Source organism: Paenarthrobacter sp. DKR-5 (genome assembly GCF_018531425.1).
Lineage (GTDB): Bacteria > Actinomycetota > Actinomycetes > Actinomycetales > Micrococcaceae > DKR-5.
Map to the genome: position 1 here is coordinate 139,305 of NZ_JAHBOI010000005.1, position 23,903 is coordinate 163,207.

The window sequence follows — 23,903 nt, forward strand, 5'->3', positions numbered from 1 at the left end:
GGGGCAACGGGGCCCCGGCTACCGCTCGAAGACCGCGGCGACCTCCGGAATGCGGGCGATGTAGCCCTCCAGCAGCTGCCGCGCCACCGGGAGCGAATCCACCAGTGGATGCAGGGCGAAGGCCTTCAGCGCCTCCTCGCGGGAGCCGGTGACGGCCGCCGCGATCACATGCCGTTCCACGGCCTTGACCTGCTGCATCAACCCCAGCTGGTGCAGGTCCGGCGGGGCGGTCGCCAGCGGGTGTGCGCCGTTGGCGTCCACCATGGCCGGCACCTCCACCACAGCATCCGCGGGCAGGCCCGGCACCGCCGTACCGTTGCGCACATTCAGGATCATGGTTGACTGCTCGTTCCGGCTGACTGCTGCCATCACGGCAACCGCGACGCCGGCGTAACCCTGCTCGTTCGGATCGGTCTCCACCTCCCCGGACTGCCGCGCGGCCTCCCCGGCGCTGCCCTGGCCCCTTGCTTCCGCCATGTAGCTGGCGCTGCGGGCGGCGACCGTCCGCCGCCACAGGTCCACGGCCCCGGTGCCTTCCCGGGCGGCCCGGTCGAAGAACTCGGTCTGGCTGACCTTCAGCGCGTCGCCGCGGGTGATGCCGGCTGCCCTGATGGAGCGGACGGCGTCGCGGTTGAAATAGTAGTAGTAGAGGTACTCGTTCGGGATGCTGCCCAGGCTCCGGAGCCAGTCCGCACCAAAGACGCGGCCCTCCTCCAATTCGCCGAGCAGCCCGTCGTCGGCCAGCAGCGCCGGCAGCACGTCCCGGCCGTCATGCATCAGGCGTCGGGTCCAGCCCAGATGGTTCAACCCGACATAGTCGGGCAGCAGGCGCGCCGGGTCCAGCCCCAGCAGTTCCGCGGCCCGCCGGCTGAAGCCGGAGGGCGTGTCACAAATGCCGACCACCCGGTCGCCCAGCACCGGCTGCAGGGCCTCCGTGATGATGCCGGCGGGGTTGGTGAAGTTGAGCACGAACGCCTGCGGGGCCAGGCGCCTGATCGTGCGCGCGGCGTCCAGCATCACCGGGATCGTGCGCAGCGCGTACGCCAGGCCGCCCGGGCCCGTCGTCTCCTGGCCGAGTACCCCGAGGTCCAGCGCGACGTGCTCGTCGCACCGGCGGCCCTCGAGGCCGCCCACCCGCACCGCGGCGAACACGAAGTCGCTGCCCTCGACTGCGCGCTCGAGCGACGTCGTTGCCTGCAGCCGCGGCGCGTCCGGAAAGCCGGCGGCCAGCTCGGTCAGGATCGATGTCATGGTCCGCAGCCGCTCGTCATCGGTGTCGTGCAGGAACACCTCCTCGATCCGCGGCCGCGCCGTGTCGCGCAGGAGGGCCTGGTAGACGAACGGCGTCCGGAACCCTCCGCCTCCGAGAATGCTCAGCTTCATCCCGGGCTCACGCCTTCGCAGCACTGACGACGGCGGCGGTGGCCTCGGCGATGGCCCGCTCCTCGTCCGTCGGCACGACCAGCACCGGAATCGCCGAGTCCTCGGTGGAAATGATCCGCGGCTCCTTGCTGCGCTCCCGGTTGGCCCGCTCGTCCAGCATGATCTCCAGCGCATCGAGCCGGCCGACGACGCGTTCGCGGAACTGCCAGGAATTTTCCCCGATGCCCGCGGTGAACACGACGGCGTGGGCCCCGCCGACGGCGACGTGATAGCCCCCGATGTACTTGGCGAGCCGGTAGGCGGCCGCCTCCAGCGCCATCGCGGCCCGGGCGTCCCCGTCCTCGGCCGCCTCCACGACCGAGCGCATGTCGTTGTTGCCGGCCAGCGCCTTCAGCCCCGATTCGCGGTTGAGCATTTGGTCGATTTCCTCGGCCGTGTAGCCCTCCCGCTGCAGGAACAGCAGGATCCCGGCGTCGATGTCGCCCGAACGGGTGCCCATCACCAGGCCTTCCAGCGGGGTGAAGCCCATCGAGGTGTCAATGCTGCGGCCGCCCTTGACGGCGGTCACCGAGGCGCCGTTGCCCAGATGCGCGATGACGGCGTCAAAGTCCTCCAGCGGTGTGCCCAGGAACGCCGCGGCCTTGCGGCTGACGTATTCGTGCGAGGTGCCGTGGAAGCCGTAGCGGCGGATGCCGAACCGGCGGTACAGCTCGTCGGGGACGGCGTAGCGCCACGCATGCTCGGGCAGGCTGCGGCGGTGGAAGGCGGTGTCGAAGACGGCAACCTGGGGCATTTTCGGCCACTTCTCGGTGATGGCGCGGATGCCCAGGACGTTGGCCGGGTTGTGCAGCGGTGCCAGCGGGTTCAGCCGCTCGATGGCCCGGGTGATCTCGTTGTTGATGAGCACCGGCTCGTCGAAGCGCTCGCCGCCGTGCACCACGCGGTGGCCGACGGCGTCGATGTCGGTGTCGCCGACCGCGTCCCCGACCTTCCTGCTGATGGCCTCCAGCGCCTGCGCGTGATCCTTCACCGGCCCTTCGCCGATCCGCTCGACAATGCCTTCGGTGACAATCACATCCTCGCCGGACCCGCCGTCGTCCGGGACGTCCCGCACCTGGTACTTGATCGAGGACGAGCCGGAATTAAGCACGAGGACGAGCATTCAGGCCTCCTGGCCGGTTGCGGGGACGTAGGCCTCGGACGGTGACCCGCCCGATGTGTCGGTTTGGGCCTGGATGGCGGTGATGGCGACCGTGTTGACGATGTCCTCGACCGTGCAGCCGCGGGAGAGATCGTTGACCGGCTTGCGCAGGCCCTGCAGCACCGGGCCGACGGCGACCGCCCCGGAGGACTGCTGCACCGCCTTGTAGGTGTTGTTGCCGGTGTTCAGGTCGGGGAAGATGAACACCGTCGCCTGCCCGGCGACCGACGATTCGGGCATCTTCGACGCAGCGATCGATGCGTCCGCCGCGGCGTCGTACTGGATCGGACCCTCGACCGCCAGGTCCGGCCGCAGGCTGCGGACCAGCTCGGTGGCGCGGCGCACCTTGTCCACGGCCGCGCCCGCGCCGGAGCCGCCGGTCGAGTAGGAGAGCATCGCGATCCGCGGTTCGATGCCGAACTGGGCGGCGGTTTCCGCCGAGGCGATGGCGATGTCCGCCAGCTGCTCCTCGTCCGGCTCCGGATTGACCGCGCAGTCCCCGTAGACGAGGGCACGGTCCGCCAGCAGCATGATGAACACCGATGAAACGATCTTCACGCCCTCACGGGTCTTGACGAACTCCAGCGCCGGGCGGATGGTGTTGGCCGTCGTGTGCGCGGCACCGGAGACCATGCCGTCCACCTTGCCCAGCTGGACCATCATGGTGCCGAAGTAGGAGCCCTCCGTCATCACCTCGCGCGCCCGTTCGAGGTCCACGCCCTTGTGGGCCCGGAGCCGGGCGTATTCGACGGCGAACTCCTCGCGCAGCGGGCTCAGCGCCGGGTCCACCAGCTCGATGCCCGAGAGATCGATCCCCTCGGTGGAGGCCAGGTCGCGGATCTGTTGCTCGGAGCCGAGGACGGTCAGGTCGCAGACGTCCCGGCGGCGCAGGATCTCCGCTGCGCGCAGGATGCGGATGTCCGAGCCCTCCGGCAGCACGATCCGGCGGCGCTGGCTCCGGGCACGCTCGATGAGTTCGTGCAGGAACCGCAGCGGGGTCATGGTGGCCGGCCGGGGGAGCGTGAGGCGCTCGAGCAGCTCGTTTTCATCCACCCGCACGGCCCAGAGGCCCAAGGCTGCAGCCACCTTGCGCCGCTGGCCGGAGGCAATCTCGCTGCGCACCTCGCTGACCCGCCGGGCCGTGTCGTAGGTGTCAGGCTGTACGGAGAACACGGGAAACGGGGCGTGGGCGAGCAGCGGGTAGATGTGCGGATCAGGGTTCAGGCCGCCGGTGAGCACCAGGGCCGAAGGCACCGGGAAATCCGCGGAGAGCGCCGAGGCGAGGGTGGCGACCATGACGTCGGCCCGGTCGCCGGGCACGATCACCAGGTGGCCGTCGTCGAGCAGGTTCAGGAAGTTGCCCACGTTCATGGCCGCGACCTTGATTCCCGTTACGTCCCGGTCCAGCCGGGAGCTGCCCGCGATCAGCTGCGCGTCCAGCGCCGCGGACACCTCCGCGACCGTTGGCTGCGAAATCGCGGCCAGCTCCGGGAGGACGTAGACGGGACGGCCGGACGCGCCCCGGCGCACGTTCGACTCAATCGAGCCGAGGGCGTCCGGCTGCGCGCGGTTCACCATGATCGCCAGCAGGGAACACTTGGCTTCCAGAAGCTCGCGCCGGGCAATGTCCACGGCTTCGACGGCCTCGGCGGCGGTCATTTCGCGGGCGCTGACCACGGCGAGCACGAGGCATCCCAGGTTGTTCGCGAGCCGGGCGTTCAGGTCGAACTCGACGGCGGCGTCGTGCCCGGTCAGATCGGTCCCCTCGACAATGATCACGTCGCAGTGCCGGGCCATCTCGCTGTAGATCGCCACACTGCGGGCGTCGATCTCCGCGCGCTGCCCGGTGCCCATCAGCGCCCGCGCCTCGTGCTCGGTCATCCCGCCGCGGGCCCGGGTCTCATCCAGGTTGAAGCTGCGCCGCATCAGGGCCACCATCGGATCCGCCGCGGCGTCGTCGCCCATGACGATGGGCTTGAAGAAGCCGATCCGGTCCGCGTGGCGGTGCAGTGCGTCGGAGAGCCCGAGGCTGATCAGCGACTTGCCGGAGCCGGGGGTCATCGCGCTGACGTAAACACCGACGGTCATCCGGTCCTCCTGTGCCTGAAGCTGACCTTAGTATCCTTGCAAAACCGGGCCGGTGCCGCCATCGCGCCCCGCCGCCCCGGGCCTAGAACCGGGCGAGCCGGGCCCTGGCGAAGCTGTAGACCCCGTACGCTATCAGGCCGGCACCGACGCCGCTCAGGATCGCCTCGCCTTGTGGCAGCCCGGCCAGAGCGCGGAGTGCCCCGTCCAGGCCGGAGGCGCTATTCGGATCCACCTGCACCGCCGCCACAATGAAGAGGATGCCCACGACGACGATGGCGACGCCCTTGGCGAGATAACCGGTGATGGCCAGAGCGAAAATGCTCCGGCGCCACGCGCCGTCCGGCACGAAAATGTCATCACGGAAGCCCTTGGTGGCGCCCTTGTGGATGAAGTACATCCCAATGGCGGCGGCGATGAGTCCCACGAGGATGAGCAGCAGCTGTCCCCCCGGAAACGACAGGATGGTGGCGCTGGTGTTGCGGGTGGAACGGGTGGCGCTCGTCGAGCCTCCGAGCGCGATCGTGAGCGCCGTCCAGCCGAGGGTGAAGTACGCCAGGGCCTTGCCGGCGGACACGAGGCTGCGCGCCCAGCGCTTCTTGGATCTGGAGCCGACGCCGAACAGGGCCTGCAGCAGCAGCCACAGACCGAGTGCGGCGAAGCCTGCCACGGTGAGCCACAGGGCGACCATGCCGCCGGGCAGCTTCGCGACCTGGGCGAGGGCACCGGTCTGGTCGGGTTCGCCGCCGTCGTGGTTTGCCACCGAGATGGCAAGGGTGCCCAGCATCAGGTGGACCAGGCCACTCGCGGCGAACCCAGCCCTCGCGGCAATTTCGAGAGTCTTGCTGTTGGCTGCTTCCCGTGCGGCGTGCTTGGCCTCCCGGGCAGCCCGCCTGGCGTCATCGGAGGTGAGCATAACCGCCTACGTCCCGTGGACCTGGGGCTGCGAGTGTTCGCCCTCGATCCGTTCTCCGGGAACCCGGACGGTCCGCCAGGTGTCGAGTGCGATGACGACCCCGACAACCGCCAAGGACAGTGCGACTGAGGCCGTGGTGTCGCTGATCCAGTGGTAGCCCAGGTAAAGCCGGCTGACAATCTGGAGGGCGATCATCAGGACTGCGATCACCACGGCCCAGACGGTGAACCGCTTGTTCTGCCGGCGGCTGGCCAACAGGAAGGCCAGCAGCAGCAGGAAGTCCGACGTGCCCAGGACGTGCCCGGAGGGGAAGGAGAACGACTTGTCCGGTCCGAAGAGCATCAGCCCGATGGGCGGCCGTGGATGCTGCACGATCGGAGCCAGGACCCCAGCCAGGATGACGCCGGTGAGCATGCCGCCGGCCAGCAGGATGGGCCGCCACGCGTGCTTCGAGCCGATGATCCAGGCGACGGTCACCACCAGGACGATCACCGGCATGGCGTACGGGCCGAAGATGATGGCGAGGGCGATCATGAACCCGGTGAGTCCGTTCGACCGCATCGAGTCGAACCAGGTTTCAACCGGCACGTCGAGGCGTTCGAACCCGGTGTGGGTCAGGACGTTGATGAGCAGCACGAAGAAGGCGGCCAGCCCGACGATGATGAGGACGGCCGAAGTGATGTACAGCCTCCGGCGGTCCGCAGGTTCCAGGTAGCGCTCTTCGACGATGAATTTCTGGTTCCAGCGGGCGAACCGGCCGCTTGAGGGGGGTGCCGTAGTCACAGGTGTTCCGGTCCTTCTTCTTGGTCTTCCGTCGCAGCCCGCACTTCCGCGTTGCGCGCGCCGCTGTAGAGAGATGATGTCACCTTTAAGGTGTTGGCGAATGCAGGCGGCCCTCATTCAGCTCCTCGAGAGGACTGCGCCGCTCTATCAGCACAGTGTCCTGCCACCGGCCGCGGTAGACCGCGATGCGTTCACGGGTTCCCACGGTCCGGAAACCGGCCTTGGCGTGCAGGGCAAGGCTCGCGGTGTTTTCCGGGAAGACGCTGGCGCTGATCGTCCAGATGCCCGCGGACTCCGTCGAGGCGATCAATGCGTTCAGCAGGCAGCCGCCGACGCCTTGGCCCTGGCTAAGGGCGTCTATGTAAATCGAATGCTCCACCACTCCGGCGTAGGCTGCCCGCTTCGAAGTCGGCGCAGCCGCCACCCAGCCCACGATGCGGCCGGCGGCCTCCGCCACGAAGCGGTGGCTGGCCAGCTTGCCGGCGTCGAACTCCTCCCAGGCGGGCGTCTCCGTCTCAAACGTTGCCGACCCGTTGGCGATGCCGTCCGCGTAAATACGCTCGACGTCGGGCCAGTCGGCCCGCAGCAGGGGACGCACAGTGACGGAATCTCGCATCGGACCAGCCTAGCAACGCGGACGGCCGCCCCCTTTGGTCGGTGTAAGACTGGACCCATGCTTGTTGCCTTCTCCGTAGCCCCCACCACCTCCGGCGCCGACGCATCCGTGCACGAAGCCGTCGCCGAAGCCGTCCGCATCGTCCGCTCCTCGGGCCTGCCGAACAGGACGAGCTCCATGTTCACCGAACTCGAGGGGGACTGGGACGAGGTGATGGACGTGGTCAAGCGGGCCACCGAGGCAGTCGGCAAGTACGGCAGCCGGGTCTCCCTCGTGCTCAAGGCGGACATCCGCCCCGGCCACACCGGCGAGCTCACCGGCAAGGTGGAGCGGCTGGAAAAGGCCCTCGGCGAACACTGACCTGGCGGAGACTGACCCGGAAAACACTGGCCCGGCGGAGCCTCGCGTAATCAAGGAGCCGGTGACAGACTGGGGCGATGGTGGACCACCCCGCTGACCGGGCCTGGATCGACGTCGAGCGCTACCTATCGGAGACCCTGGTCAAGAGCGACGACGCGCTGCAACAGGCAGTGAGCTCGGCCCGACAGGCCGAGATGCCGTCTATCGAGGTGGCCCCGACCGCCGGCAAACTCCTGATGCTGCTGGCCAGGCTCAGCGGTGCGCGGCACGTGCTCGAGATCGGCACGCTGGCCGGTTACAGCACGATTTGGCTGGCCCGGGGTGTCCCCGAGGACGGGACAGTGACCACGCTGGAGTTCCTGGGCAAGCACGCCGATGTCGCTCGCTCCAACGTGGACCGGGCCGGGGTGGGCCGCAAAGTGACGATCCGGCAGGGGTCGGCACTGGAGACCTTGCCGCTGCTCGAAGCGGAGGGGGCAGGGCCCTTCGATCTGGTCTTCATCGATGCGGACAAGGTCAGCAACGTGGCGTATCTGCAGTGGGCGCTGCGGCTGTCGCGCCCCGGCGGCGTCATCGTGCTGGACAACGTCGTTTGGAACGGCACGATCACCGATGCGCGAAACCCGGATGCTGACGTCCGCGGGATCCGGGCAGCGCTGGAGTTCCTGGGAACGGATCCGCGGGTTGAATCGACCGCTATCCAGACGGTCGGCTCCAAGGGCTGGGACGGCTTCGCGCTCGCCGTCATCAAGTAGGGTCCGCCGCCGGCCCGGACACCGTCGGTTAAGGTTGGCTGATGGGCAGGAAGCGGAAGGGGACAGCCGACGACGGCGCACCGGCGGCCGGGAGCGGTCCGGCCGAGGGCCGCTACCCGATTGACACCGGCGAGGCTGAGCTCGTTGCCGACGATGACAACCCGAGCGGCTGGCTGCTCAAGCTCAACGGGGTGCAGAGCTCGCACATCGACCTCGCGGACCCGCTGCGGCTCGAATTCGAATACATGCGCTGGATGGCGGCGCTGATCCGCTCCCGCTGGGAAGACACCAGTAGGCTGCGCGCCCTGCATCTGGGGGGCGGCGCCTGTTCCATGGCCCGCTATCTTGCGGCCGCCTACCCGCAGGCGCGGCAGGTGGTCGTGGAGATCGACGGCAGGCTGGCGGAACTGGTGCGCGGGTGGTTCGACCTTCCCCGGGCGCCGCTGCTGCGGATCCGGGTGGGGGAGGCACGGCAAGTGACCGAGTCCCTCAGCGAAGGCAGCCGCGACCTGATCATCCGCGACGTCTTCGCCGGTGCCTTCACGCCCGTGCCCCTGACGACCCTTGAGTTCACCCGCGCCGCCGGACGGGTCCTCGCCCCTGGCGGGATCTACATGGTCAACTGCGGCGACTCGCCGGACCTCGCCCACGCGCGTCGAGAAGCCGCCACCATTGCGTCCGTCTTCGAGCACACCGTAGCGATCGCGGACCCGCCCATGCTCAAGGGACGCCGCTACGGGAACATCATCATCGCCGGCAGCGACGCCGACCTGGGCGCCGGCCCGTCGCTGTCCCGCGACCTGCTCAAGGACGCCATGCCGGCCCACTGCTGGGACGATGCGCAGGTCCGCCGGTTCGGGCTGGGCGCTGCGCTGTACCGGGATGCACCAGGGGAAACCCCGGCCGGCTAAGCCCCGACGTCGTCCCGCGCCGCCTGTGACGACCCCGCCGCCTGCGACGAGGCGCGTCCCATCAGCTGGGTGCGGAAGCCGTCGGTCCGGGTCCGCAGCGCTTCGGCTACCGCCGCCACGGCAGGCCTCCGCAGCGAGTCCGGCCGGACCACCATCCAATACGGAAGCAGCTCGTTGATCTCCGACGGCAGCAGACGCACCAGGTCCTCGTGCATGTCGGCCATGAAGCAGGGGAGGAAACCGATCCCCGCTCCGGCACGCGTGGCCTCCACGTGCACAAAGACATTGGTGGAACTGATTGAGTCCTGCATCGAGGGAACCAGCCGGCGGGGCGCGTCGAGATCGTCGACGAGGAGCATGGATTCGACGAAGTAGACCAGCGGGTGCCGGGTGATTTCCTGCACGCTGGCAGGCGTTCCGTGCTCTGCGAGGTAGCTCCTGGACGCGTACATTCCCAAGGCGTAGTCGCCGAGCCGAATGGCTTTGGCCCGGTGGACCTGGGGTTCGCCGACGACGACCTCCAGGTCCAGCCCGGAACGGTGCTGCAGGGCGCGCCGGGTGACAGTCATCAGCTCCACGCTGAGGCCGGGATGTGCCCGTCGGAGTTCGACGACGGCGGGTGTCGCGATGAAGGCGCTGAAGCCGTCCGTGGCGGAAATTCTCACCACGCCGGTAACCTGGTCCGCTGCCGGTTTGTCTCCGTTGAGCTGGGCCAGCGACTCTTCGACCCGTTCGGCCACCCCGGATGCCCGCTGGCCCAGCGGAGTCAGCTCCCAGCCGCCGACCGTGCGGGCGAGGACCCGGCCACCGAGGGCCTTCTCCAAGGCCGCGATCCGGCGGGAAACGGTGGTGTGGTTCAGGTCCAGGCTGTCCGCCGCCGTCGTGAACCTGCCGGTGCGCGCGACGGCGAGAAGGACCAGCAGATCATCCGGGTTCGGAGTCCCGTGAGGCTCCGGCATGCTCGTCATATCTGCAATTATGCACGCGGGCTCTGCGGTATTCCTCATTGAAGCAGATGGAATGTGCATGGATACTCATTAGGGCCGCACCCTTGTGTTGCGGATCACAACCCGCGGACGGTGCACCCACCGCGCGGAACCATTGGGGCTTTGGCCCTCGAGCCACTGTGTGTCACCGCGGACACCGAAGGAGCAACATTATGAGCGTGGGTCAGGCATCCACCCCGAACGGCGCGAGCAACTCCGCCCTCAGGAAGATCGTCTCGGCGTCGATGGTCGGAACCGTCGTCGAGTGGTACGACTTTTTCCTCTACGCCTCTGCGGCGGCACTGGTTTTCTCCACCGCCTTCTTCCCGAAGACGGGCAACGAATACGACGGCATCATCGCCGCGTTCCTGACCTATGCGGTGGGCTTCATCGCCCGCCCGCTCGGCGGCATCGTCTTCGGCCACCTCGGTGACAAGCTGGGCCGCAAGCACACCCTTCAGGTCACCATCCTGATGATCGGCGTCGCCACCTTCCTGATGGGCTGCCTGCCCACCTTCGGCGCCATCGGCCTGTGGGCCCCCATCCTCCTCGTGGTGCTGCGCTTCATCCAGGGCTTCGCGCTCGGGGGCGAGTGGGGCGGCGCCGTCCTGCTGGTGGCCGAGCAAGCCCCGAACAACGCCCGCGGCTTCTGGTCCAGCTGGCCGCAGGCCGCCGTGCCGCTGGGCAACTTGCTGGCGACGATCGTCCTCTGGATCATGTCGAACACGCTGAGCAAGGCGGAGTTCATGGGCTGGGGCTGGCGCGTCGCTTTCTGGCTGTCCGCCGTCGTCGTGCTGATCGGCTACTACATCCGCACCAAGGTGTCCGAGTCCCCGATCTTCGAGGCCGCGCGGGCCGAGGTTGAAGCCGAGGCAGCGAAGGGCTACGGCGTCTTCGAGGTCGTCAAGCGCTACCCCAAGGGCATCCTGACCGCGATGGGCCTGCGCTTCGCCGAGAACATCCTGTACTACCTGGTGGTCAGCTTCTCCATCGTCTACCTGAGCCAGGGCCTCAAGATGGGCACGGCAACGATCCTGGGCCTGATCGCCATCGCCCACCTGTTCCACTTCTCGATCATCCCGGTTGTGGGGCGCTACTCGGACCGCCACGGACGCAAGGGCGTCTACCTCGCCGGCGCCGCACTCGGCGGCACCTGGGGCTTCTGGGCCTTTCCGCTCATGGGCACCAAGAACGACTGGATCATCCTGCTGACCATCATGGTCGGGCTGGCCTTCCACTCCCTGATGTACGCCGGCCAGCCAGCCATCATGGGCGAGATGTTCCCGACCCGGATGCGCTACTCCGGTGTCTCCCTGGGCTACCAGGTCACCTCGATTGTCGCGGGCTCGCTGGCTCCGATCCTCGCCACCCAGTGGCTCAAGGACACCGGTTCCGCCTGGCCGACTGCGCTCTATCTCTTCATTGCCGGCGTCATCACCTTCGTTTCCGCATTGGCACTGAAGAACACCGCCGGCATCTCGCTGCGCGACGTCGATGACGCCGACGTCGAGCGCCACGGACGCGCCGCTGCCCCGGCAGCTGCTGCGCCCGAGGCCGTCAACTAGTAGAACTGAACCAAGGGGCGGCGGTCCGGTGCCACCGGGCCGCCGCCTTGCTTTATCCCTTGCGGAAGGAACGTCATGACAGAGAAAACGCTCGAAGGCCGCACCGCCCTGGTCACCGGCGGTGCCAGCGGCATCGGGGCGGCAACGGTTCGCCAACTCGCTGCACAGGGTGCGCATGTGATCGTCGCCGACCGCGACGGCGAAGGCGCCTCGCTGCTGGCCAAGGAGGTTGGCGGCGAATCATGGACGGTGGACCTGCTGGACACGGCCGCGCTCGAGGATAAGAAGCTCGAGGTGGACATCCTCGTCAACAACGCCGGCATCCAGGTGGTCAAGCCCATCGAGGAATTCGATCCGGCGGACTTCCGCCGGATCCACACGCTGATGCTGGAGGTTCCGTTCCTGCTGATCCGCGCCGCGCTTCCGCACATGTACTCGTCGGAGTTCGGGCGCATCATCAACATTTCCTCCGTGCACGGCCTGCGCGCTTCGGCCTTCAAGTCCGCCTACGTGTCCGCCAAGCACGGTCTCGAGGGACTCTCGAAGGTCACCGCGCTGGAGGGCGGGTCCCACGGCGTGACGAGCAACTGCATCAACCCCGGGTACGTGCGCACACCGTTGGTGGAGGCGCAGATCGCGGACCAGGCGAAGGTGCACGGTATTCCGGAAGCGGAGGTGCTCGCGAAGGTCATGCTGACCGAACACGCGATCAAGCGGCTGGTCGAACCGCACGAAGTCGCCTCGCTGGTGGGCTGGCTGGCCGCTCCGAATGCCGGCATGGTCACGGGCGCTTCGTACACCATGGACGGCGGCTGGACCGCCCACTGAGGTCGCTGCAGATCCCGCTTCGCGTTCGGAATGTCTGGCATTCCGGACGCGAAGCTGTTTCTGTGGTCAGATGGTCTCCCGGGTCTGTAGTTGGATCGGGCCTGTAGCCATCGGACAGCAGCGGGAAAGATGAGGCAAATGGCCGGTACGTCCAAGGTCCCCGCCGCGGAGAACACCCTGCGGGTCCTGAAGCTGCTTGCTTCGCGCCGCGGGCCCGTTGCCGCGTCCACGATCGCCTCCGCGCTCGAGCTCCCCCGCTCGACTGTCTACCACCTCCTTGGCGTCATGGAGGACCAGGGCTTCGTGCTGCACCTGCATGAGGAGCGGAAGTACGGCCTGGGCATCAGTGCTTTCGAACTCAGTTCCGCCTACGCCCGGCAGGAGCCCCTCTCACGGCTGGGCCGCCCGCTGCTCGCCGGGCTGGTGGACAAGATCGGTGAAAGCGCGCACCTGGCGGTGCTGCACGGCCGGGATGTGCTCTACATCGTGGAGGAACGGGCCAAAAACAGGCCCTCGCTGGTCACCGACGTCGGCGTCCGGCTGCCAGCCCATCTCACCGCGAGCGGCAGGGCCATTCTGGCTGCGCTGCCGAAGTCGCAGGTCCGGGCGCTCTTCCCCAATGCTGCCGCGTTCACTTCCCGGCACGAGACCGGCGCGCCGATCAGCAAGTACTCGGCCCTGCAGGCCCATCTTGAGGGCGTGCGGCAGCGCGGCTACGCGACAGAAAACGGCGAAGTCACGCCGGACTTCAGTTCGGTCGCCGTGGCCGTGCATGATCATCTCGGCTGGCCGGCAGCGGCGGTTGCCGTCACTTTCCTTAGCGGCAGGATCCTGACCGAGGAATGGCCGGAACTGGGGGCTCGGATCGGCAAGGTCGCCGACGAGCTCTCGCACCGCATTTACGGCCGCGCCCGCTGAGCCTTCGCCAACTCTGCCCGTGACGGGCAATGGTTCGCGTCTGCCGCCCCGTCCTGGTGGTCCCGCCGGGACCGCGCGGCCCACTCCGCGGGCAGGGCTGGCAGCTGCGGTCTCAGCGCCCGGACCCATCGAAATTCACAGCTGTGGATAACCTGTCGATAACCTCCACCCTTCTGTGCACATGCTGGGGACAGGACTGTGGATTAGAAGACATATTCGACCGCAGATCCGCGTGAATTCAGGCCCGCTCGCCCGGCAGCGGCCTCACCCGCCCGGTTCTTTGAGCACAAAGTTATACACAGCCTGTGTGGGGACAACAGCGCGGCCGGGTGTTTCCGCGGCGGTTCGAACACGTGATCGATCAGAGTTGCTGTGTGAAATGGTGGGCCGTGATGTCCATCCGCTCGCGCAGGTAGAAGCGGTGTGCGCCGTGCCGCTGCACGCCCGAGTCGAGCTCCAGTGCTGTGCAGTCCAGGTCCCTGGCGCGCTTGCGGAGCTCGGAGAGCAGGATGGCCCCGACACCGGTCGAGCGTGCACCGGCGTGGGTCACGAGGTCATCGACGTAGAGCTTGCGGAGGGCGCTGGTGCTGATCATCAGGCGCCAACCCGCCACGCCAAGGCAGGCTCCGGCGTCGAACGCGCCGAGGAAGCCCAGCCCCTGGTCCGCACCCTCGGTGATCACCGTCCGCAGTTCCTCGGCGGTCCGCGTGGTTCGCAGTTCCTGGAGTACGGGAAGCGCCTGCTCCCACCCTGGATGGTCCGCGGGCAGGTCGATGATCTCCATGGTGCGCCTTTCATTTGTCGGGTGGCTGCTTTCACTGACCGTAGCAACCGACGCTTCACCCGCCATCTGTCCTGTCCGGGATCCCGGACAGGACCGGCCGAAAGCCCGTTTCCGCGCGTCCTCCGAGGGCGTTTCATGGAGATATGGCCGCGAGGACTTTGCGCGGCCCCAACGCTAAGGACAGGTATCCCATGGCACTTTCAGGAGCACGCCCGGTGCGGGCGGACCGCGGCACGCAGCTGACGGCCAGGAGCTGGCAGACCGAGGCGCCGTTGCGGATGCTGATGAACAACCTGGATCCGGAGGTCGCCGAGCGGCCGGATGATCTGGTGGTCTACGGGGGCACGGGCCGGGCAGCCCGGAGCTGGGAGGCTTTTGACGCAATCACCCGCACGCTGCGCACGCTGGAAGCGGACGAGACGCTGCTGGTGCAGTCGGGCAAGCCGGTCGGAGTGTTCCGCACGCATGAATGGGCCCCCCGGGTGCTGCTGGCCAACTCCAACCTGGTGGGCGACTGGGCCACCTGGCCCGAGTTCCGCCGTCTGGAAGCCGAGGGCCTGATCATGTACGGGCAGATGACCGCCGGGTCCTGGATCTACATCGGCACTCAGGGGATCCTCCAGGGCACGTTCGAGACATTCGCCGCGATCGCCCGCAAGCTCACCGGGGATCAGGGCGGCACCCTTGCCGGGACGCTCACCCTGACCGGCGGCTGCGGCGGCATGGGCGGTGCCCAGCCCCTGGCCGTGACCCTGAACGAGGGCGCCTGCCTGATCGTCGACGTCGATGAGACCCGGCTGCGCCGCCGGGCCGGCAAACGCTACCTCGACGAGGTCGAAACCGACCTGGACACCGCGATCGCCAAGGTCCTGGCAGCCAAGGCTGAACGCCGCGGCTGGTCCGTGGGGTACGTGGGCAACGCCGCCGAGGTCTTCCCCGAAATTCTGCGCCGCCACCAAGCCGGGGAACTCACGGTAGACATCGTCACGGACCAGACCTCCGCGCACGACCCGCTCAGCTACCTGCCCGAGGGCATCAGCGTCGCGGACTGGCACCGCGAAGCCGCGGCGGACCCGGAAGGCTTCACCAAGAAGGCGCAGGCCTCCATGGCCCGGCACGTCGAGGCCATGGTCGGCTTCCAGGACGCCGGCGCCGAGGTCTTCGACTACGGCAACTCGATCCGCGACGAGGCCCGCAAGGGCGGCTACAGCCGGGCATTCGACTTCCCCGGCTTCGTGCCTGCCTACATCCGGCCCTTGTTCTGCGAAGGCATGGGCCCGTTCCGCTGGGTCGCGCTCTCCGGGGACCCTGACGACATTGCCGTCACCGACCAGGCCATCAAGGACCTGTTCCCGGAGAACAGGCACCTGCACCGCTGGCTCGACGCCGCCGCCGAACGCGTCGAATTCGAAGGCCTGCCGGCGCGGATCTGCTGGCTGGGCTACGGCGACCGCGCCAAGGCCGGGCTGCTGTTCAACCAGCTCGTCAAGGACGGCAAGGTCAAAGCGCCCATCGTGATCGGCCGCGACCACCTCGACTCCGGTTCCGTCGCCTCCCCCTACCGCGAAACCGAAGCCATGGCCGACGGCTCCGACGCGATTGCGGACTGGCCCCTGCTCAACGCCCTGCTCAACACCGCCTCCGGCGCCACCTGGGTTTCCCTCCACCACGGCGGCGGCGTCGGGATCGGCCGTTCCATCCACGCCGGCCAGGTCTCCGTGGCCGACGGCACCGACCTCGCGGCACAGAAGCTTGAACGACTGCTCACGAACGATCCCGGCATGGGCGTCATTCGCCACGCCGACGCCGGCTACGACCGCGCCGTCGAGGTCGCCAAAGAACGCGGCGTCCGCATCCCCATGAAAGAAGGCAAGGAAACATCATGACCGCCATCGCGGACACCACCGCCGTGCACTCGGGCACGAACCACTTGACCACTGTCACGCTCGGAAGCAGCGGCACCACGCTCGAGGACGTGATCGCGGTCGCCCGGCACGACGCCCGGATAGAGATCGCCCCGGAGGCTCTGGACTACGTGGCCCGTGTGCGCACCCACATCGACGAACTCGCTGCCTCCGAGACCCCGGCCTACGGCATTTCCACCGGCTTCGGGGCCCTTGCCACCCGGCACATCCCGCAGGAGTCCCGGGTCCAGCTGCAGAAGTCGCTGATCCGCTCGCACGCCGCCGGCACCGGGCCCGCCGTCGAACGGGAAGTGGTGCGTGCGTTGATGTTCCTGCGCGCCAAGACCCTCGCCTCCGGACGCACCGGGGTTCGCCCCGTCGTCCTGCAGACCATGGTGGACGTGCTCAACGCCGGCATCACCCCGGTGGTGCGTGAGTTCGGATCGCTGGGCTGCTCAGGGGACCTGGCACCGCTCTCGCACTGCGCCCTCGTGCTCATGGGGGAGGGGGAGGCGACCGGTCCCGACGGGACGCTCTACGGCGGCCGGGGCGACGGCGGTCCCGGCCGGTCGGTCGCCGATCTGCTGGCATCCGCCGGGATCGCGCCGGTGGAACTGGCGGAGAAGGAGGGCCTGGCGCTTGTCAACGGCACCGACGGCATGCTCGGCCAGCTGCTGATGGCCGTCGCGGACCTCCGCGAACTGCTGACCATCGCTGACATCACCGCCGCGCTCTCCGTGGAGGCACTGCTCGGCACCGACCAGGTGTTCCTGCCCGAACTGCACGCCGCCCTGCGGCCGCACCCCGGGCAAGCCGTGAGCGCCGATGCGATGCTGCGCGTGCTGGCCGGCTCGCCCATCGTCGCCTCGCACCGCGAGGGCGACACCCGGGTGCAGGATGCCTACTCGCTGCGCTGCGCCCCCCAGGTGGCAGGCGCCGCGCGCGACACTGTGGAGTACGCGTGCACCGTCGCCACGCGCGAACTCGCGGCCGCGGTGGACAACCCCGTGGTGCTGCCGGACGGGCGCGTGAGCTCCAACGGGAACTTCCACGGCGCCCCCGTGGCCTACGTGCTGGACTTCCTGGCGATCGTGGCGGCCGACGTCGCCTCCATTGCGGAGCGCCGCACGGACCGGCTGCTCGACCCTGCCCGCTCCCACGGACTGCCGGCGTTCCTCGCCGACGACCCCGGCGTCGACTCCGGGCTCATGATCGCGCAGTACACGCAGGCGGGACTGGTTTCGGACAGCAAGCGCCTGGCCGTGCCGGCGAGCGTCGATTCAATTCCGAGTTCGGCGATGCAGGAAGACCATGTCTCGATGGGCTGGCACGCTGCACGGAAGCTGCGCCGGAGCGTGGACAACCTGCGCCGCGTGCTCGCCGTCGAGCTGGTGGCCGCGGCGCGCGGCGTCGAACTGCGCGCTCCGCTCCAGCCGGGGCCCGCCTCGGCCGCGGTGATCGGCGCGCTGCGCAGCCGCGTGGCCGGCCCGGGCGCGGACCGGTTCCTTGCGCCCGAACTCGAGGCCGCTGAGGAACTGCTGCGCAGCGGAGCGGTGCGCACCGCCGCGGAATCGGTCACCGGCCCGCTCGGCTGACCCGCAGCCCCGGGGTCACGGCCCGGGGTTTTTCCGCCCGCGCCTCGGCTGACCGGGGTCAGCGCCTGGTGTGCACGACCGTGTGGATCAGCCGTGCCGCCACCTTGGCGGTCCGGGAGTCGACGTCGTACTCCGGGTTCAGTTCGGCGACGTCGCAGCACAGCAGCTTGCCGCTGGCGGCCACCCGCCGGCACACCGCCGCGATGACGTCCAGGGGTACCCCGTAGGCGGCCGGCGCACTCACCCCTGGAGCGACGGCCGCTGGCAGGACGTCGAGGTCGACCGTCAAATACAGGACGTCGATCCGCTCGAGGAAACCGTCGACAAAGCCAAGCACGCGGTCCAGCGCGCCCGTCCCGCAGTCCTCGTCGGTCAGCCAGTCCACGGACAGCCGCCGCGCTGTGTCGAACAGTGCCGCCGTGTTGTTCGGTTCGCTGATGCCGAGGACGGCGTAATTCAGCTCCCGGCCCTCGGCCGCCTCCGCCCGGGCCATCTGGAGGAACGGTGTGCCCGAACTTGGCGCGTCAGCTTCACGGAGGTCGAAATGGGCGTCCAGATTCAGCACCCCGAGCCGAGCCCCGCCGCGCACCACCCGGGAGGATGCGGCCCCCAGGTAGCTGCCGAACGCCGTCTCGTGGCCCCCGCCGAGCACCACCGGAAAGCCGCCGGCGTCGAGCACGGAACGGATGGTGTCACCGAGCCGGCGCTGTGCGTCTTCGAGCTCCCGGCCCTCGACGACGACGTCCCCGGCGTCGGAGGCGCTTCCGGCGGAGTGGAAGGCCAGCGACCCCAGGGCTGTCCGGATCGCTGCCGGGGCTGCCGCGGCTCCGGGCCTGCCGTGGTTGCGGCGCACTCCCTCGTCGCTCCGGAAACCGACGATGGTGCACAGGGTTGCGGCTCCCGGTGCGGTTCCGGGTTGAAGCGGGAGCACTGCCTGGTGCCAGCGGCGGTGCTCGGCGCCGTCGCCGTCGGTGCGTCCTGTCCAGGGCTGGGGGGCAGCATCGGCTGCGGAAATCTTCACTCTTTCAGCACACCGCACAGCAGCATCGTTTGCCAGCCGAAACACGAAGGGCCTGTCCGGAATGCCGGACAGGCCCTTCGCATGGCGTCTTGGAACCTAGTGGATGCCGAAGAGTTGTTCGATCGGGCCGATGCCGAAGAAGAGCAGGAACGCTGCGGCCACGGCCCACATGAGCGGGTGGATTTCCTTGCCGCGGCCCTGGAAGGTGCGGATCAGCACGTAGGCGATGAAGCCGGCGCCGAGGCCGTTGGCGATCGAGTAGGTGAACGGCATCAGGGTGAAGGTCAGGAACGCCGGGATCGCGATGCCCCAGTCGGCCCAGTCGATCTTGCCGACCTGGGAGACCATCATGAAGCCGACGACGACGAGTGCGGGAGCGACCGCTTCGAACGGCACCAGCTTGATCAGCGGAGTAACGAACATAGCGATCAGGAAGAGCACGCCGGTGACCACGGAGGCAAGACCGGTGCGGGCGCCTTCGCCGATGCCCGCGCCGGACTCGACGTAGATCTGGTTCGAGGAGACGGACGCGCCGCCGCCGGCGATCGCGCCCACGGCGTCGACCATGAGCACGCGGTCGACGTTGGGGATGTTCCCGTCCTTATCGATCGTCCCGGCCTCACCGGCCAGGCCCACCATGGTGCCCATCGCATCGAAGAAGATGCTCAGCAGGATCACGAAGGCCAGCAGCGCCGCGGCGACGAAGCCGAGGTGGCTGAAGGAGCCGAAGAGGTCGAAGTGGCCGATCAGGCTCAGGTCGGGGAAAGACCACTTGGAAAGCTCGGGAGCCACCAGGGACCAGCCCGCCGGGTTGAAGTTCTTGCCGTCGAAGCTCGGTCCGATGTGCAAGGTGAGTTCGAGGATGTTGGCCAGCACGGTGGAAGCGATGATCCCGATCAGGATCGCCCCCTTCACCTTGCGGACCACCAAAGCGATGGTGAGGATCAGGCCGACGATGAAGACCAGCGTGGGCCAGCCCAGCAGCTTGCCGTCAAAGCCAAGGCCGACCGGCACGGTGGTGCCCGCGGCATCCGGGATGCGCCGCACGAAGCCCGCGTTGACCAAGCCGATCAGCGCAATGAAAAGGCCGATGCCCACGACGATAGCCGTCTTGAGCCCTTCGGGCACTGCCTTGAACACGGCGGTGCGGAAGCCGGTGAGGACCAGGATCAGCATGGTGATACCGGACAGCATCACCAGGCCCATCATGTCCGGCCAGCTCAGGCCGGGATGCGTGGCCACGGTGATGGCGACGAACGCGTTGACGCCCAGGCCGGTCGCCAGCGCGAACGGGTGCTTGGCCCACGCGCCCATCAGGATGGTCAGGATGCCGGCCACGAAGGCGGTCACGGCGGCAACGCGCTCGAGGCCGAGGACCTGGCCGGAGGAGTCGGCGCCGGAGAGGATCAGCGGGTTCAGCACCACGATGTAGCTCATCGCGAAGAACGTGGCCAGGCCGCCGCGGACCTCACGGGAGACAGTGGAGCCCCGCTCGGTGATCTTGAAGTAGCGGTCGACGCCCGTCAGGGTGCGTTCTTCCAGCATGGTTTGTCCTCCAGCGCGAGTTTGTTGCCTGGACTATTCTAGTGGCGTGCCGGCGGCGCCTTGCGCCGTTGAGCACGCCCCGGCAGCCGTTTCCGGGACCTTGGGGCGAGATCTTCGCCACAGCAAGCCGCTAGACGAGCGCGGGAAGCTCCTGGCGCAGCACCGCGCCGGTCGAAATCGCCTCGCTGACCACCTTGGCCTGGCGCAGGATTCCACGCGTGGTGGGCGCGATGAGCTCGCCCACGCCAACGAGGTAGATGCCCAGTGACCGGACCGCGTGGAGGAAGTCCTTGCCGGCGGCGATGCCGAGCCCGGCGAGGAAGCGGCGGAGCTGGTTGTGTGCGCCGCAGGTGAGCACGATGTTGTCCGCCAACAGCAGGCCGTCCGGGGTGCAGATGACCCATTTGGGCCCGGCGGCACCGCCTTGCCGGGTAAGGCTGATGTCCACGGCGCGGGTGGCCCCCCGCACATCCAGCTGGTGGCTGGCGGCGTAGTGGCGCAGCAGTCGCAGGATCTCGCTGCGCTCAGTCAGCGAAGCAGCGTCGGTCAGCGCGTTCCGCCGCTGCGCGCCGTCCCCGAACACCGTCGCGCCGTCGACCACGATGGAGGCGACGCCGCGCCGGCTCAGCTCGCTTGCGACGGCGAGGCCGGGCAGCCCGGAGCCAATGACCACGGTGGTTGTGGACTCCGTCACCGTTGCGGCAGAGGACGCGCTGGACACCGAATGCCTCCCTTGGCTGAGCGATCGTGAACGTGGCGTTGCCCGCGCCTCCCGCGCCAAATCGGCCCGGAATGAGAGCCGGGCATACGTGTTCCGGGAGACCATCAGGAGCAACGTGCTTCGAACCTTACAGAAGAATCGGGGCCGGTGGTAGACCTTTCGTTAACTTAAATAACGATGTATCGGAGGGGTTCCGGGGCGGCCTGGCGGGCCGCGGCCGACGCGGCTTCCGCCAGCGGGAAAAGTGGCTCCGGGGGGTGGATAATCGGTCCCGAAGGCCCATGGAAGCCATGCTGAGGAGGCGCACGATGGACGACACCGCGAGCACCGGAACACCGCCGGTCCCAGGGGGAATCGTGGTGGGAGTCGACGGCTCCGACCACGGGACCTGCGCCCTGGTCTGGGCGGCAGCTGAGGCCCAGCGCCGGCACCGGCCCCTGCACGTGGTGACCGCCTACACCGTGCCGATCTTTGCCGCGTCGGGCCTTGACGGCGGCTACGCGACTATCGATGACGACGTCATCCGCGAAGGAGCCGAAGCTGTGCTCCATGCGGCGCTGGCGAAAATCTCCGGGTACGACATCGATGTCGAGGGGACGGTCGAGAGCGGTGACCCGGCCGGGGTGCTGCTCGAGCTGTCCGAGCGCGCGGAACTGCTGGTTTTTGGGTCCCGGGGCCGCGGCGGCTTCGTGGGCAGGCTGCTCGGCTCGGTCAGCAGCGCGCTGCCCGCCCACGCGAAATGCCCCACAGTGACCGTTCCGCTCAGTTGTGCCTCACGGCTGGGCGAGGTTCCGGAGCATCCGGACAAGCACGCCCAGGCTGGTCCCGTGGAGCCGGTCGTGATTGTCGGCACCGACGGTTCGGACCAGGCGAGGGTCGCCGTCCTCGTCGCGGCCGAGCAGGCCGTGCGGCTGGGCTACCCGCTGCGGGTGGTCTGCGCCGTTCCGCCTTACACGGGTTCGCTCGCCTGGGTGCCGGCCCCGCTGGACAGGGAGCAGCTGTTTTCTGACATCCGGGCCTCACTGGCTGCCGGCCGCGAGTGGCTCCAAAGCCATTTCCCGGACCTGGTCATCGAGACGAAACTTGTCGACGGGCCTCCCGTGGAGGTGCTGATCGACGCGACCAAGCACGCCGAACTGCTGGTGCTGGGCACACGGGGCCGCGGCGGGTTCGCCGGGATGCTGCTGGGCTCCACCACCGGCGGGGTGCTGCACCATGCCCGCGGGCCCGTCATGGTGGTACCGGACCGGGAGGACCCGCGGCTGGAGGACCGGGCACAGTTCGGGCCGATGCTCGATCAGGAGCAGGCAGGGCTCGGCGAGTAGGGCCGTCGGCACAGGACCAGCAGGAGATCCTGCGCGCCGCTCAGCGGCGTCAGTAGCGTGCAACCGTCCCGTACATCTCCATGCCGCTCATCCAGGCCAGGTCCGTCACCTGGAGGCCCTGGTCCGGGTTCAGGGCCTGGACGACCTTGTTGTTACCGAGGTAAATGGCGATGTGATAGAAGCTCGGGGCGGATCCGAAGACAATCAGGTCCCCTGGCTGGGCCTCGGAGAACGGGACGTGGATCGGCGCCTGGTAGAACTGGTCGGTGCCCGTGCGGGCCACCGATTTCCCCGCCGCCGCGAAGGCCTGCATGACCAGGCCGGAGCAGTCGTAGCCCAGCGGGCCGGTGCCGCCGAATTGGTAGAAGCGCGGCGAACCCACCTGCGAGAGGGCGAAGTTGATCATGGTCTGCGTGACCGAACCGCCCGCCGCCGGCGGCGCGGGAGCGGGTGCGGGAGCCGGTGCAGGAGCGGGTGCGGGAGCCGGAGCCGGAGCCTGCAGAGGGTCAGGTGCAGGGGCCGGTGCGGGAGCGGGGGCCCTGACCGGCGCCGGATTGCTGACCGGTGCAGGGTTGTCGGCCGCGGCGGGCACCGGTGCTGCCTGCAGAGCCGGGCCGGCCGCGGGAGCCTGCTGCGCCTGAGCCGCAGCCTGGGCCTGCTGTGCCTGGGCGGCGGCCTGCGCCTGGGCTGCGGACTCTGCCGCCAGCCGGGCGAGGGCCTCCTCCTGCTTCCTGCGTTCGATGGCAGTGATGCGCGCCTCTTCCAGTGCAGCGGTGGTGTGCTGGAGCCCCGCCAGCTGGGCGATGAGCTTGGTGCGCTGGGCCGCCCGGTCCGCGACGACCTTGCGCTGATCGGCGTCGGCTTGCGCGGCCTGCGCCTTCGTGGTTTCGGCGGCCTTGGCGGCATCATCCGCCGCCCCGCGCGCGTCGTCGGCGGCGGACTTCAGTGCTGCCAGGGCGGCGGCGGCGGAGGCCGCGGTGTCGAAGGTCCGGGCACGGCTGGTCGAAAGTGCCTGCAGGGTCGAGGCCCGGTACAGCACGTCCCCGGCGTCGGCGCCGTCAATGACCGACTGCACGCCGGGGGTCATTCCGCCGCTGCGGTACAGATCGCCTGCAAGCTGTCCGAGCCCGGTGCGGGCCTTGGCGTAGGTTTTCGCCGCCTCGTCCGCTTTCGCCTGGGCAGCCGCGGCAGCGTTCTGGCGGTCGCGCAGGGTCAGCAATGCCGTGCTGTACGCATCATTGGCTTTCAGCGAGGTCTCCAGCGCGGACTGCTGGCGCGTGTCGGCCGCGTCGAGCTGCTGCTCGATGTCCGAAACCTCGGCGGACTTGGACGCTTCGTGGGCCTTGGCCGCGGCGATCTCGTCATTGGACGGGTCCTGCGGGCTGGCGGAGGCGGGGGTGAGCACGCCGCCGAGCACCAGTGCTGCCGCGGTGCAGAGGACAGCGGCGCTTCGACCGGACCGGCGGAACGCGCTGACGCGACGGGGTGCCAAGTTCATTTCCCAACCTCACTAGCTCAGCTGGTGAGGCGCCTGTCATGGACGGCCGATCGGATGATCAAAGACAAGGCGGCATCCCGCGGCATATTCCGCGCGCGCCGACGTCATGGCTTGTCTGCTTCCCCAGCACTACAGAGGCTAAGGGGCGTTACGCCACTTTGGCAACACTGATCACATCTTTAACATAAACAACACTGGTGTAG

At 68.6% G+C, this 23,903-nt stretch carries 21 protein-coding genes; 9 read left to right on the top strand and 12 right to left on the bottom strand.

The features are described from left to right. Positions 1 to 18: 18 nt before the first annotated feature. The 6 genes from KIH31_RS12195 to KIH31_RS12220 all read right to left on the bottom strand — a co-directional run bounded on the left by KIH31_RS12195 (position 19) and on the right by KIH31_RS12220 (position 6,984). Positions 19 to 1,383, bottom strand: coding sequence for a 6-phospho-beta-glucosidase (locus KIH31_RS12195; protein ID WP_214427413.1), 1,365 nt, complete (start codon positions 1,381 to 1,383; stop codon positions 19 to 21). 7 nt (positions 1,384 to 1,390) lie between these two features. Further along, positions 1,391 to 2,545 carry an acetate/propionate family kinase gene (locus KIH31_RS12200; protein ID WP_214427414.1) on the bottom strand — a complete coding sequence of 385 codons (1,155 nt, stop codon included), beginning with the start codon at positions 2,543 to 2,545 and terminating at the stop codon, positions 1,391 to 1,393. Further along, complete coding sequence (pta, locus tag KIH31_RS12205) at positions 2,546 to 4,672, bottom strand: phosphate acetyltransferase (protein WP_214427415.1); 2,127 nt, start codon at positions 4,670 to 4,672, stop codon at positions 2,546 to 2,548. Positions 4,673 to 4,754: 82 nt separating this feature from the next. Beyond that, positions 4,755 to 5,585, bottom strand: a complete 831-nt coding sequence (locus tag KIH31_RS12210; RefSeq protein WP_214427416.1) for a DUF1206 domain-containing protein — start codon at positions 5,583 to 5,585, stop codon at positions 4,755 to 4,757. Positions 5,586 to 5,591: 6 nt separating this feature from the next. Further along, the gene (locus tag KIH31_RS12215; protein WP_307857635.1) at positions 5,592 to 6,368 is read right to left on the bottom strand and encodes a phosphatase PAP2 family protein; all 777 of its coding nucleotides are present in this window, start codon (positions 6,366 to 6,368) and stop codon (positions 5,592 to 5,594) included. An 85-nt stretch (positions 6,369 to 6,453) separates the two neighbouring features. After that, positions 6,454 to 6,984: a GNAT family N-acetyltransferase gene (locus KIH31_RS12220; protein WP_214427418.1), complete on the bottom strand. Its 531-nt coding sequence runs from the start codon at positions 6,982 to 6,984 to the stop codon at positions 6,454 to 6,456. A 57-nt stretch (positions 6,985 to 7,041) separates the two neighbouring features. On the opposite strand from KIH31_RS12220, the gene KIH31_RS12225 reads away from it, so the two are divergent. The 3 genes from KIH31_RS12225 (at position 7,042) to KIH31_RS12235 (ending at position 9,010) form a co-directional block, all read left to right on the top strand. Continuing rightward, complete coding sequence (locus KIH31_RS12225) at positions 7,042 to 7,344, top strand: thiamine-binding protein (protein ID WP_214427419.1); 303 nt, start codon at positions 7,042 to 7,044, stop codon at positions 7,342 to 7,344. 77 nt (positions 7,345 to 7,421) lie between these two features. Continuing rightward, the gene (locus tag KIH31_RS12230; protein ID WP_214427420.1) at positions 7,422 to 8,099 is read left to right on the top strand and encodes an O-methyltransferase; all 678 of its coding nucleotides are present in this window, start codon (positions 7,422 to 7,424) and stop codon (positions 8,097 to 8,099) included. 41 nt (positions 8,100 to 8,140) lie between these two features. After that, the gene (locus tag KIH31_RS12235; RefSeq protein WP_214427421.1) at positions 8,141 to 9,010 is read left to right on the top strand and encodes a spermidine synthase; all 870 of its coding nucleotides are present in this window, start codon (positions 8,141 to 8,143) and stop codon (positions 9,008 to 9,010) included. On the opposite strand, the gene KIH31_RS12240 is transcribed toward KIH31_RS12235, so the two are convergent. Continuing rightward, entirely contained in the window at positions 9,007 to 9,978 is a 972-nt protein-coding gene (locus tag KIH31_RS12240; RefSeq protein ID WP_250545928.1) for a LysR family transcriptional regulator, read from the bottom strand. The genes KIH31_RS12235 and KIH31_RS12240 overlap by 4 nt on opposite strands. A gap of 191 nt (positions 9,979 to 10,169) precedes the next feature. Here KIH31_RS12240 and KIH31_RS12245 point away from each other — a divergent pair, with 191 nt between their 5' ends. The 3 genes from KIH31_RS12245 to KIH31_RS12255 all read left to right on the top strand — a co-directional run bounded on the left by KIH31_RS12245 (position 10,170) and on the right by KIH31_RS12255 (position 13,307). Then, complete coding sequence (locus KIH31_RS12245) at positions 10,170 to 11,561, top strand: MFS transporter (RefSeq protein WP_214427423.1); 1,392 nt, start codon at positions 10,170 to 10,172, stop codon at positions 11,559 to 11,561. A gap of 75 nt (positions 11,562 to 11,636) precedes the next feature. Continuing rightward, a complete protein-coding gene (locus KIH31_RS12250; RefSeq protein ID WP_214427424.1) occupies positions 11,637 to 12,389 on the top strand; it encodes a 3-hydroxybutyrate dehydrogenase in 753 nt (250 codons plus the stop codon). 138 nt (positions 12,390 to 12,527) lie between these two features. Then, positions 12,528 to 13,307 carry an IclR family transcriptional regulator gene (locus KIH31_RS12255; protein ID WP_250545929.1) on the top strand — a complete coding sequence of 260 codons (780 nt, stop codon included), beginning with the start codon at positions 12,528 to 12,530 and terminating at the stop codon, positions 13,305 to 13,307. 361 nt (positions 13,308 to 13,668) lie between these two features. Here the strand turns inward: KIH31_RS12255 and KIH31_RS12260 are convergent, their stop codons facing one another. Continuing rightward, entirely contained in the window at positions 13,669 to 14,091 is a 423-nt protein-coding gene (locus KIH31_RS12260) for a GNAT family N-acetyltransferase (RefSeq protein WP_214427426.1), read from the bottom strand. Between the two features lie 191 nt (positions 14,092 to 14,282). Here KIH31_RS12260 and hutU point away from each other — a divergent pair, with 191 nt between their 5' ends. Both hutU and hutH read left to right on the top strand, forming a co-directional pair. Further along, entirely contained in the window at positions 14,283 to 15,977 is a 1,695-nt protein-coding gene (gene hutU, locus KIH31_RS12265; protein ID WP_214427427.1) for a urocanate hydratase, read from the top strand. Further along, the gene (gene hutH, locus KIH31_RS12270) at positions 15,974 to 17,590 is read left to right on the top strand and encodes a histidine ammonia-lyase (protein ID WP_214427428.1); all 1,617 of its coding nucleotides are present in this window, start codon (positions 15,974 to 15,976) and stop codon (positions 17,588 to 17,590) included. The genes hutU and hutH overlap by 4 nt, the downstream gene beginning before the upstream one ends. Positions 17,591 to 17,648: 58 nt before the next feature. On the opposite strand, the gene hutG is transcribed toward hutH, so the two are convergent. The 3 genes from hutG to KIH31_RS12285 form a co-directional block, all read right to left on the bottom strand. Continuing rightward, a complete protein-coding gene (hutG, locus tag KIH31_RS12275; protein ID WP_214427429.1) occupies positions 17,649 to 18,611 on the bottom strand; it encodes a formimidoylglutamase in 963 nt (320 codons plus the stop codon). Between the two features lie 96 nt (positions 18,612 to 18,707). Next, the gene (locus KIH31_RS12280) at positions 18,708 to 20,156 is read right to left on the bottom strand and encodes an NCS2 family permease (protein ID WP_214427430.1); all 1,449 of its coding nucleotides are present in this window, start codon (positions 20,154 to 20,156) and stop codon (positions 18,708 to 18,710) included. A gap of 130 nt (positions 20,157 to 20,286) precedes the next feature. Next, positions 20,287 to 20,877 carry an FAD-binding protein gene (locus KIH31_RS12285; RefSeq protein WP_307857636.1) on the bottom strand — a complete coding sequence of 197 codons (591 nt, stop codon included), beginning with the start codon at positions 20,875 to 20,877 and terminating at the stop codon, positions 20,287 to 20,289. Between the two features lie 308 nt (positions 20,878 to 21,185). Between KIH31_RS12285 and KIH31_RS12290 the strand changes: the two genes are divergently transcribed. Then, positions 21,186 to 22,202, top strand: a complete 1,017-nt coding sequence (locus tag KIH31_RS12290) for a universal stress protein (protein ID WP_250545930.1) — start codon at positions 21,186 to 21,188, stop codon at positions 22,200 to 22,202. A gap of 49 nt (positions 22,203 to 22,251) precedes the next feature. Here the strand turns inward: KIH31_RS12290 and KIH31_RS12295 are convergent, their stop codons facing one another. After that, on the bottom strand, positions 22,252 to 23,700 hold the full coding sequence (locus tag KIH31_RS12295; protein ID WP_214427432.1) for an NlpC/P60 family protein: 1,449 nt from the start codon (positions 23,698 to 23,700) through the stop codon (positions 22,252 to 22,254). Positions 23,701 to 23,903 lie beyond the last annotated feature (203 nt).

Bases quoted from the DNA above. Each gene is read 5' to 3' on its own strand.
- KIH31_RS12195 (WP_214427413.1), bottom strand. From the start codon at position 1,383: ATGAAGCTGAGCATTCTCGGAGGCGGAGGGTTCCGGACGCCGTTCGTC.
- KIH31_RS12200 (WP_214427414.1), bottom strand. From the start codon at position 2,545: ATGCTCGTCCTCGTGCTTAATTCCGGCTCGTCCTCGATCAAGTACCAG.
- pta (WP_214427415.1), bottom strand. From the start codon at position 4,672: ATGACCGTCGGTGTTTACGTCAGCGCGATGACCCCCGGCTCCGGCAAG.
- KIH31_RS12210 (WP_214427416.1), bottom strand. From the start codon at position 5,585: ATGCTCACCTCCGATGACGCCAGGCGGGCTGCCCGGGAGGCCAAGCAC.
- KIH31_RS12220 (WP_214427418.1), bottom strand. From the start codon at position 6,984: ATGCGAGATTCCGTCACTGTGCGTCCCCTGCTGCGGGCCGACTGGCCC.
- KIH31_RS12225 (WP_214427419.1), top strand. From the start codon at position 7,042: ATGCTTGTTGCCTTCTCCGTAGCCCCCACCACCTCCGGCGCCGACGCA.
- KIH31_RS12230 (WP_214427420.1), top strand. From the start codon at position 7,422: ATGGTGGACCACCCCGCTGACCGGGCCTGGATCGACGTCGAGCGCTAC.
- KIH31_RS12235 (WP_214427421.1), top strand. From the start codon at position 8,141: ATGGGCAGGAAGCGGAAGGGGACAGCCGACGACGGCGCACCGGCGGCC.
- KIH31_RS12240 (WP_250545928.1), bottom strand. From the start codon at position 9,978: ATGACGAGCATGCCGGAGCCTCACGGGACTCCGAACCCGGATGATCTG.
- KIH31_RS12245 (WP_214427423.1), top strand. From the start codon at position 10,170: ATGAGCGTGGGTCAGGCATCCACCCCGAACGGCGCGAGCAACTCCGCC.
- KIH31_RS12250 (WP_214427424.1), top strand. From the start codon at position 11,637: ATGACAGAGAAAACGCTCGAAGGCCGCACCGCCCTGGTCACCGGCGGT.
- KIH31_RS12255 (WP_250545929.1), top strand. From the start codon at position 12,528: ATGGCCGGTACGTCCAAGGTCCCCGCCGCGGAGAACACCCTGCGGGTC.
- KIH31_RS12260 (WP_214427426.1), bottom strand. From the start codon at position 14,091: ATGGAGATCATCGACCTGCCCGCGGACCATCCAGGGTGGGAGCAGGCG.
- hutU (WP_214427427.1), top strand. From the start codon at position 14,283: ATGGCACTTTCAGGAGCACGCCCGGTGCGGGCGGACCGCGGCACGCAG.
- hutH (WP_214427428.1), top strand. From the start codon at position 15,974: ATGACCGCCATCGCGGACACCACCGCCGTGCACTCGGGCACGAACCAC.
- KIH31_RS12280 (WP_214427430.1), bottom strand. From the start codon at position 20,156: ATGCTGGAAGAACGCACCCTGACGGGCGTCGACCGCTACTTCAAGATC.
- KIH31_RS12290 (WP_250545930.1), top strand. From the start codon at position 21,186: ATGGACGACACCGCGAGCACCGGAACACCGCCGGTCCCAGGGGGAATC.
- KIH31_RS12295 (WP_214427432.1), bottom strand. From the start codon at position 23,700: ATGAACTTGGCACCCCGTCGCGTCAGCGCGTTCCGCCGGTCCGGTCGA.